Annotated in this window: 8 protein-coding genes; 2 read left to right on the top strand and 6 right to left on the bottom strand. The window is 73.1% G+C overall.

Annotated features, from left to right (window positions below; genetic code table 11):
• The first annotated feature begins 75 nt into the window (after positions 1 to 75).
• Positions 76 to 420: a carboxyvinyltransferase gene (locus ACFV4N_RS26310; RefSeq protein WP_499675272.1), complete on the top strand. Its 345-nt coding sequence runs from the start codon at positions 76 to 78 to the stop codon at positions 418 to 420.
• A gap of 114 nt (positions 421 to 534) precedes the next feature.
• Here ACFV4N_RS26310 and ACFV4N_RS26305 read toward each other — a convergent pair whose 3' ends face one another.
• The 6 genes from ACFV4N_RS26305 to ACFV4N_RS26280 all read right to left on the bottom strand — a co-directional run bounded on the left by ACFV4N_RS26305 (position 535) and on the right by ACFV4N_RS26280 (position 6402).
• Positions 535 to 1008 (bottom strand): DUF4240 domain-containing protein, encoded by a 474-nt coding sequence (locus ACFV4N_RS26305; RefSeq protein ID WP_499675271.1) that lies wholly within the window; start codon positions 1006 to 1008, stop codon positions 535 to 537.
• 126 nt (positions 1009 to 1134) lie between these two features.
• Positions 1135 to 1620 (bottom strand): GreA/GreB family elongation factor, encoded by a 486-nt coding sequence (locus tag ACFV4N_RS26300; RefSeq protein WP_499675270.1) that lies wholly within the window; start codon positions 1618 to 1620, stop codon positions 1135 to 1137.
• A 144-nt stretch (positions 1621 to 1764) separates the two neighbouring features.
• Positions 1765 to 1950 (bottom strand): hypothetical protein, encoded by a 186-nt coding sequence (locus ACFV4N_RS26295; RefSeq protein WP_499675269.1) that lies wholly within the window; start codon positions 1948 to 1950, stop codon positions 1765 to 1767.
• A 25-nt stretch (positions 1951 to 1975) separates the two neighbouring features.
• Positions 1976 to 3235 (bottom strand): NAD(P)/FAD-dependent oxidoreductase, encoded by a 1260-nt coding sequence (locus ACFV4N_RS26290; RefSeq protein ID WP_499675268.1) that lies wholly within the window; start codon positions 3233 to 3235, stop codon positions 1976 to 1978.
• Positions 3236 to 3358: 123 nt separating this feature from the next.
• Positions 3359 to 4918, bottom strand: coding sequence for a PucR family transcriptional regulator (locus ACFV4N_RS26285; RefSeq protein WP_499675267.1), 1560 nt, complete (start codon positions 4916 to 4918; stop codon positions 3359 to 3361).
• A gap of 119 nt (positions 4919 to 5037) precedes the next feature.
• The gene (locus ACFV4N_RS26280) at positions 5038 to 6402 is read right to left on the bottom strand and encodes a glycoside hydrolase family 10 protein (RefSeq protein ID WP_499675266.1); all 1365 of its coding nucleotides are present in this window, start codon (positions 6400 to 6402) and stop codon (positions 5038 to 5040) included.
• A gap of 783 nt (positions 6403 to 7185) precedes the next feature.
• On the opposite strand from ACFV4N_RS26280, the gene ACFV4N_RS26275 reads away from it, so the two are divergent.
• Positions 7186 to 8277 (top strand): glycoside hydrolase family 62 protein (locus ACFV4N_RS26275; protein ID WP_499675265.1); only part of this gene is annotated, 1092 nt, incomplete at its 3' end.

The following is an 8277-nucleotide window of genomic DNA, read 5'->3' as shown; positions in this document are numbered from 1 at the left end:
GGTGCCGCCCTGGCGCTCGGGCACGCCGTTCGCCCCCCGGACCGCCCCTGAGCCCCGCTCGCGCTGGACGGGTCAGTGGTCGACCCGGCCGCCATCGCGCCCTTCGCCGACGACCCGGTCCGGATCGTCGACGTCGGCAACACCAGGGTCAAGGAGTGCGACCGCCTGGAGGCCTGCGCGGTCAACCTGCGGCGGCCGGGCGTGGACGCGGTGACCGGCCCCGACTGGATCGAGATCAGGCCGGGCCGGGTCCGCCCGGCCGTGGTCGACTGCCACTCGGACCACCGGATCGCGATGAGCTTCGCCGTCACCGGCCTGCGCGCGCCCGGCGTGGAGCTGGACGACCCCGGCTGCGTGCGCAAGACGTTCCCGGAGTTCCACGAGACCCTGACCGACCTGCTGACCCGCTGGGGCGGCTGAGGGGACGCCGGCCGGCGGGCGAGGGCGGTCGTTCGGCCCGCGGCGCGGCAGCCGTTCCGGCACGGCGACGCGCAGCGAGCGTTCGGCCGACGTCCCGGGCTCGTCCCCCGCGCCTCACCCGCGCCAACCCGACGGGTTCGACATCGAGTCGACGGGGAGGAACCCCTCGACGTCCATGTCGGCGCCCGTCTTGCCGGTGAACTTCTCCGGCGCGAGGTAGAGCAGCCCCTCGGCGCCCTGGCGGAACGGGGGCACGAAGCGTTCGAATCCCGCGCCGGAAGACGCCACGCCGACGTACTCGACCTCACCGGCCAGCACGCACGCACAACGCGCGTAGAGGAAGTGGTCGCTCGTCTGCGGGAGCTCCAGTCCGCCGACGAGCCCGACCGGCACTCCCGCGAACTCCTCCCGGTCGATCCGGTGGAGGAACTCGCAGAGCCTGCTCTGAAAGCCGACCAGCAGCGCGGGTGCCACGGCGTCCAGGCGGCGGGACACCTCCCCCAGCGCGCGCTCGACGTCGTCCGCGTCGCGCATCGGATTCGCCCCGATGACCGCCCAGAAGTCGGCCGCGTCGATTCCCCCGACCACAGCGCGGGCCTCCTCCCCCACCGTCCGGACCTCTCGGGGCCCGCACGTCCGCCGACATCCCACCACCCGGGCGGCAGGCGCACCGGTGCGGGGCACCGGTGCGACCGAAGAACCCGCGCCGTGCCTTCACCGCCTCCCGGTCGTCGAGGTCCGGTGGTGCCCGTAGGGCACGGCATCGACCAGGGTGACGCGGATGGTGCTGCCGCCGGGGACGCGGTAGGTGCGCTGTTCGCCCGGCCGTGCCCCGACGAGCGCGGCGCCCAGCGGCGACTCCGGGGAGTAGACCTCGATCTCGCCGTGCTCGACGGCGCGCATGCCCAGCAGGAAGGTCTCGGTGTCGTCGGTGTCGTCGTAGCGGACGGTGAGCACCATGCCCGGTTCGGCGATCCCGTCGTCGGGCGGGTCCTCGCCGACGACGGCGTTGTTGAGCAGCTCCTGGATCTCGCGGATGCGCTCCTCGCGCTGCCTGCGCGCCGCCGGGCCGTGCTCCTCGGGGTCGGCGCTCTCCACGGCGGCGCCGGCCGCGAACAGGTCGGCGAGTTCGGTGCGCAGCCGCTGGTGCGCGTCGGGCGTCAGCCAGACGCGCCGGGCGCCGGGGTGGGTGCTGGTCATCGTTGTCCTCGTAACGGGTCGTGGGACGAAAAGGTGCCGTCAGGGCGGTTGGGGGGAGGACCGCCCTGACGGCGGAGGTGTCCGCGGTGCCGGGTGACTGGAACGGCACCGGCTCCGCGAACGCGGTGGTTGGTCTGGCTCCGGTCAGGGTTCGACCGGTCGGCGGCCGAGCATGACCTCGACGTCGTGGGCGTAGCCGCTGGCTATGCGGGTCAGGACGTCGCGCTGCACGCGCAGGAACGCGTTCTCCGCGCGCAGCCAGGTCAGCTCCTCGCGCTCCTCGTCGGTCAGCGGTTCACCGCTCCGGTCCGGTGGCTTGGTGGTGTCCATGTGTGGTGCCTCAGCGTGTGGTGCCTCAGCGCAGCGGGTCGAACGCCCGCAACGCCTCGGGCTGTTTGCCGGTGGTGATCTGCTCCGCCAGCAGCCGCCCGGTGACCGGGCCGTGGGCCAGGCCCCACATGCCGTGCCCGCCGGCGACGTAGACGTGCGGCGCCCGCACCGCACCGATCAGCGCGCGGCCGTCCGGGGTGACCGGTCGCGGGCCGACCCACACGTCGCGGCGCTGGTCCCAGCGCACGCCGTCGAGCAGCGGGCGGGCGGAGGCGATGATCGCCTCCAGCCGGGCGTGGGCGCCCGGCGCGTCGGGGTCGCGGAACTCCATCGTGCCCGCCACCCGCAGCCCGTCCTGGTAGGGCGTGCACGCCACGCGCACGTCGGGCAGGTAGACCGGGCCGGGCACCGGGCGCTCCACGGGCACGGTGAACGAGTAGCCGCGCCCCGCGCGCACCGGCACCCGCACGCCCCAGCGCCGCGCCAGCCGGGACATCCACGCCCCGGTCGCGACCACGGCGACCTCGGCGTGCACGGCGGCGCCGCTGCGCGGGTGGACCGTGACGCCCTTGCTGTAGGAGCGGATGTCGTCGACCTCGAACAGGCGGATCGTGGCGCCCCGGCGGACCACCGCCCGGGCCAGGGCCTGCACGAAGGCTCCGGGATCGACGTAGCGCTGCCCGTCGACGCGCACGCCGGCGGTGAGGGCGGGCGAGGCCAGGGGCACGTGCTCGCGGAGCTGGTCGGCGTCCAGTTCGACGTGGTCGACCGGCTGCCCGGCGGCGGCCATCCTGCCCAGCTCCCGCAGCAGGCCCTGCGCCTGCTTCGGCGTGCGGAACCCCGCGGTGATCGGCGCGTCGACGGTGGGCGCGTCCACGCCGTTGGCGGTGAGCACGTCGAACGCCTCGGCGCACTCCTGGTTGAGCGGCAGGTTCGCCTCGACCGCGCGGGTCCACGACGACCAGCGGGAGTGCGCCGCGAACTTCGCCAGGAACGACCACAGCGCGGGGTCCGCGGTCAGCGGCACGTGCAGCGGCGCGGCCGGGTTGAGCAGCGACCGCAGTCCGTAGCGCAGCACGGACGGCTCGTTGAGCGGGATGGCCAGGCCGGGTGCGATCCACCCGGCGTTGCCCCAGGACGCGCCGGCCGCCACCGCGGTCCGGTCGACCACGGTCACCGCGACCCCGCGCTCCTGGAGGAACCAGGCGGTCGACAGGCCCACGATGCCCGCGCCGACCACGACCGCCGACCGCGGTCCGCCGTCGATGCGTTCGACGTCGACCATGACCACCTCCACCGGGACGAGCTGCTGTTGGAGCCAGCTTGGCCCGAGAGGCACCCCCCGCTGTTGTCCGCCGCCGTCAATTTCGGCGTGCGGTTTTGTCGGCTTCCGACAACGGCGGAGGCTTCAGTCGTTCCCGGTCACGGCGAGGTCGATGATCATGGCGAGCCGCTTGCGGGCGTCGTCGAGGTCGAGCGGGGCCACCTCGGCCATCTTGCGCAGCCGGTAGCGGATGGTGTTCGGGTGCACGCCGAGCCGCTCGCCCGCGCGGGCCAGGTCGCCCTGGGACTCCAGCCACGCGCGCAGCGTCGGCACGTAGTGCGTGGCGTTGGCCTCGTCGTGGCGGCGCAGCTCGGCGACCGGTCCCCGTGCCGGTGTCCGCCCGGCGCGCGCGGCGGCGCGCAGGCGTTGCAGCAGGATGTCGTCCCACGAGTCGTCGTAGGCCGGGTACGGCGCGTCCGGCGTGCGCGCCTCGTGCAGCGCCAGGCACTCGTCGGCCTCCTGCCTGCTGGCGGGCAGGTCCGTCGCCGAGCCGGTGCCCCCGATGCCGGCGGTGACCGTCACCTGCGCGGGCAGCGCGGCCCGCAGCGCGGCCACCCACTCGCGCGCGGCGTCCGCCCGCTCGCCGGGCAGGACCGTGTGGAGGGTGGTGCCGGACAGGGTGCTGCGACCGGGCCGGGACCAGCCGAACCCCGTGGTGGCGCGTTCGAAGGCCAGCAGCAGCGCGGCGTGCCGCTCGGCGGCGATGTGCGCCCGGACCGCGATGACCCGCAGCGGCCCCGGCGGCAGGCCGAGCCTGCTGACCACCGTGGCGGCGTCCGCGGTGCCCTCCAGCAGGCGCGACGTCAGGTCGGACTCGACCTGGCGCTCCAGGTCGGCGCTGGCCCGCCAGCGCAGCAGGTGCAGCGCCACCGTGCGGGCGCCGTCGGCCAGCGCCGCCCGACGCGCGCCGGTCAACGGGCTGCCGCAGGTCACCCACACCGATCCGAGCAGCTCCCGGCCCGCGCGCACCGCCACCACCATCCGCCCGGACAGCCCGTGCCCTGGGTCCGGCTCGACGAACAGCGGCTCGTCGCGGGAGGTCAGGTGGGCGAGCACGCCGCGGTCCTCGAACAGCTCCCGCAGCCGCTCCGGGGCCCGCCGCCCCAGGATCGTCTCCAGCCTGGCCCGGTCGGCGCCCTGCTGCGAGCTGGAGTAGGCCAGCACGCGCGAGGACCGGTCCTCGATGGTCACCGCGCCGCCGACCGCGTCGGCCAGGCTGTCCGACAGCGCGAACAGGTCGGTCGGGCCACGCCCGGACTCGGTCTCGCGCCCCTCCAGCACCAAGCCGTAGACCACGCCGGCCAGCTGGCTCCACGACACCTCGGGGTCGACCACCAGCACCGCGACGCCCGCGGCGTCCCCGAGCGCGGCGGCCTCGTCCCCGATCCCGGATTCCCCGGTCCCGGTGTTGCCCGCACCGCCGTGGACCAGCACGACCCGCGCCCGCGCCTCCACCGCCCACCCGACGGCCTCGGGGACCGACCCGGCCCCCACCGCCAGGAACACGTCCCCGTCGACCGCCCGCGCGTCGGAGGACTCGTGCATCACCACGCTGCGCAACTCCGTCGAGCGCGGCACCGGGCAGCACGCCAACCGCACCCCGTAGCCACCCAGCACGTTCACCAGACGGTCCAAGACGATCATGAGCACCCCTGTCCGACGCCGACCGCCCACCGTAACCGTCCGTAGTGGAGGTCGGGTGGACGGGGACGCGGACCGGGGTGCGCGGGAGGGCCCGGTGGCGCCGGGCCCTCCCGCTCGGATCAGCCGACCCGGCAGGTGAGGGAAGGCCAGTTCCAGTTACCGCCGTGCTGGATGGTGAAGCCGAACGTGTTGCCGTTGCCGTTGGGGCGCGCGGTCATCACGTTGGCCGTTTCCCAGGTCGCGGTGGTGTTCCAGGTCGCGATGATCCGCTGCGGCGAGCTGACGGTCACCGTGACGACCCAGTTGTTGGTGCCCGAGACCGTGACCTGGCCGTTGAAGCGGTCGCTCCACTTCTGGCCCTCGGAGTAGGTCGCGGTGCAGCTGCCACCCGGGTTCTGCGGGGTGGTCGTGGTGCCCGGGTTCGAGGTGGTCGGGTCGGTGGTCGGGGTGGTCGTGCCCGAGGCGCTGTTCAGGGCGTTGAGGACCGAGGTGTAGGCGGCCTTCTTGTTGCCCGAGCCGTCGAACAGCAGCGGCGTGCCCGAGGCGCGCCACGAGTCGCTGTCGCGGATGCCCCACACGGTGATGCCGGTGCAGCGCGACACCGCCAGGCAGGCCTGCACGACGCCCTGGTACTGCTGGGCCTGGCTGGAACCCGAGCCCTCGATGTCCAGCTCGGTGATCTGCACGTCGACGCCCAGGTTGGCGAAGTTCTGCAGCGTGGTGTGGTAGTTCGACGGCACCGGGTTGCCGCTGTTGAAGTGCGCCTGGAAGCCGACGCAGTCGATCGGCACGCCGCGGGACTTGAAGTCCTGCACCATCCGGTACACGCCCTGGGTCTTGGCGTGCGACCAGTTGTCGGTGTTGTAGTCGTTGTAGCAGAGCTTCGCGTTCGGGTCCGCCGCGCGGGCCGCCCGGAAGGCCGCCTCGATCCAGTCGTTGCCGGTGCGCTGGAGGTTCGAGTCGCGCCGGGCGCCGGAGCTGCCGTCGGCGTAGGCCTCGTTCACCACGTCCCAGGCGTAGATCTTCCCGCGGTAGTACGACGCCACCTGCGTGACGTGGTTGAGCATCGCCTGGCGCAGCGAGGAGCCCTCCATGCGCTGCATCCAGCCCGGCTGCTGCGAGTGCCACGCCAGGGCGTGACCGCGCACCCGCTTGCCCTGGTTGCGGGCCTGGTTGAGGATGCGGTCGCCACTGGAGTAGCTGAACTGGTTCTGGTTCGGCTCGGTGGCGTCCATCTTCATCTCGTTCTCGGCCGTGACCATGTCGAACTCCCTGTTCAGGATGTTGACGTAGGTCGAGTCCGAGAGCTTGTTCGCGGCCACCGCGGTGCCGAAGTAGCGGCCGCTCTGCTGCGCCGCCGCGGCGAGCGTGGACGCGGCGCCGCTGGCCGGCGCGGCCACGAGGAACGCGACACCGCCCGTGGTGGCGGCCACCAATGTCGCCGCGAGTAGGACTCGGGGCACTGACCTCGCTGTCAGCTTCATGTTCGACACCTTCGGGGAGCACCCGCCCTGACCGGCGGGTGGGGTGGGCAGAACCGTCCGGCCGGCCCGAGCACCGCCCGGGTGCTGGGCCCGGGGTCGCGCGCGGTTTTGCGATCCGCGACGCGAGCACGGGCCGGTGGGGCCTCACGCGGTCGCGCCACAGGCGTGGGCGCGGACCGCGAACCGGGTGAACGGCAGTGTCGCATTGAATTGTTCACGCTCACAAGTTGAAGTTGCCACCGAGTGCTGTTCACTGGGCTGAACGGAGCAGCACTGACCTTAATCGCTTCTACCTGGCTTTATGCGACCTCGCCGAATTGGGTCCGCTAAAAAGTTGCGCAAATTCCGCTAAAGTTAGCGCTCACAAGTTTAGCTTTGACCGGCCGTTGTGGGCCTGGCTACATTGACTGACGATCCAGGCAGCTCCGCCCGGGGCCGCGACCCCGCCCCCGGCCGAGCAACGCCGCCGCGACCGCCGTCAAAGATGACGTTGGGAAGTCCGATGCGACGAACTCCAGTGGCACGAACCGCGCCGAGCGCCTCCCGCCGGCTGCCCTCGGGACGAGACCCCCGAAGAGGCGCGCCGATCCCCGCCCGGCCCCGCTGAGCGCGGTCCGGCCCCTCTCCCGTCCCGCCCGGCGGCACACCCGGCCGCCGGGCGGGTCACCGCACGTTCGTCGACCCGGAGGACTCGCACATGCCCACCGCGACGAAGTCGCCGGCCGCCGTCGTGCCGCCGGCGGCGCGGACCGCCGGATCGCCCGCCCGCGACGAAGGATGACCATGTCCCTGCTGCGACACCCCTCGTCACGGCGGTCCGGGCCCGCCGCGCCCCTGCAGCCGGGCGACCCCCTGCCCGGCAGCTTCCACTGGACCTCCAGCGGCCCGCTGATCGGCCCCAAGCCGGACCCGGAGCACGCGAACCTGGCGGTCAAGGATCCGAGCGTGATCCGCCACGACGGCGAGTACCACGTGTTCGCCTCGACCTACACCGACGGCTACAACCTGGTCCACCTCAGCTTCACCGACTGGTCCCAGGCCCCCGCCGCGCCGCACCACTACCTCGACCGCTCGGGCATCGGCGCCGGTTACCGCGCCGCGCCGCAGGTGTTCCACTTCGCACCGCAGGACCTGTGGTACCTGGTCTACCAGACCGATTCGGGCGCCTCGTACTCCACGACCGACGACATCTCCGACCCGCTGTCGTGGTCGGCGCCGAAGGACTTCTACGCCGACGGCATGCCGCGGATCGTCCGCGACAACATCGGCGACGGCTACTGGGTCGACTTCTGGGTCATCTGCGACAGCGCCAAGTGCTACCTGTTCTCCTCCGACGACAACGGCCACCTCTACCGGTCGGAAACCGACCTCTCCCGGTTCCCCGGCGGTTTCACCGACCCCGTCATCGCGATGCGGGACGCCGACCGCCACCGGCTGTTCGAGGCGTCCAACATCTACAAGATCGCGGGCGAGGAGCGGTACCTGATGGTGCACGAGGCCATCGGCGCCGACGGTCGCCGCTACTTCCGCTCCTGGACCGCCCCGGCCATCACCGGCCCGTGGACGGGCCTGGCCGACACCGAGGCCAACCCGTTCGCCGGCGCCGGCAACGTCACCTTCCCGGACGGCGCGTGGACCCGCGACATCAGCCACGGCGAGGTGGTTCGCACCAACGTCGACCAGACGATGGAGATCGACCCCCGCGACCTGACCTACCTGTACCAGGGCCTGAACCCCGACGCGAGCGGCGCCTACAACCGGCTGCCCTGGCGGCTGGGCCTGCTCACCCCGACCGAACCCACCCCCAGACGGGCCCCCCCCCACCACCGTGGCGGCCCCCCCCGAACCCCGTCGAGCCGGGGCCGGGGCCCCCCC

Source organism: Actinosynnema sp. NPDC059797, from assembly GCF_042732085.1.
In the GTDB taxonomy this organism is placed as follows: domain Bacteria; phylum Actinomycetota; class Actinomycetes; order Mycobacteriales; family Pseudonocardiaceae; genus Actinosynnema.
This window is presented reverse-complemented; position numbering and strand designations above follow the sequence as displayed.

What these genes read in the sequence shown, in the direction of transcription:
- ACFV4N_RS26300 (WP_499675270.1), bottom strand. Translation starts at nt 1,620, where the DNA reads ATGACCAGCACCCACCCCGGCGCCCGGCGCGTCTGGCTGACGCCCGAC.
- ACFV4N_RS26295 (WP_499675269.1), bottom strand. Translation starts at nt 1,950, where the DNA reads ATGGACACCACCAAGCCACCGGACCGGAGCGGTGAACCGCTGACCGAC.
- ACFV4N_RS26290 (WP_499675268.1), bottom strand. Translation starts at nt 3,235, where the DNA reads ATGGTCGACGTCGAACGCATCGACGGCGGACCGCGGTCGGCGGTCGTG.
- ACFV4N_RS26285 (WP_499675267.1), bottom strand. Translation starts at nt 4,918, where the DNA reads ATGATCGTCTTGGACCGTCTGGTGAACGTGCTGGGTGGCTACGGGGTG.
- ACFV4N_RS26280 (WP_499675266.1), bottom strand. Translation starts at nt 6,402, where the DNA reads ATGAAGCTGACAGCGAGGTCAGTGCCCCGAGTCCTACTCGCGGCGACA.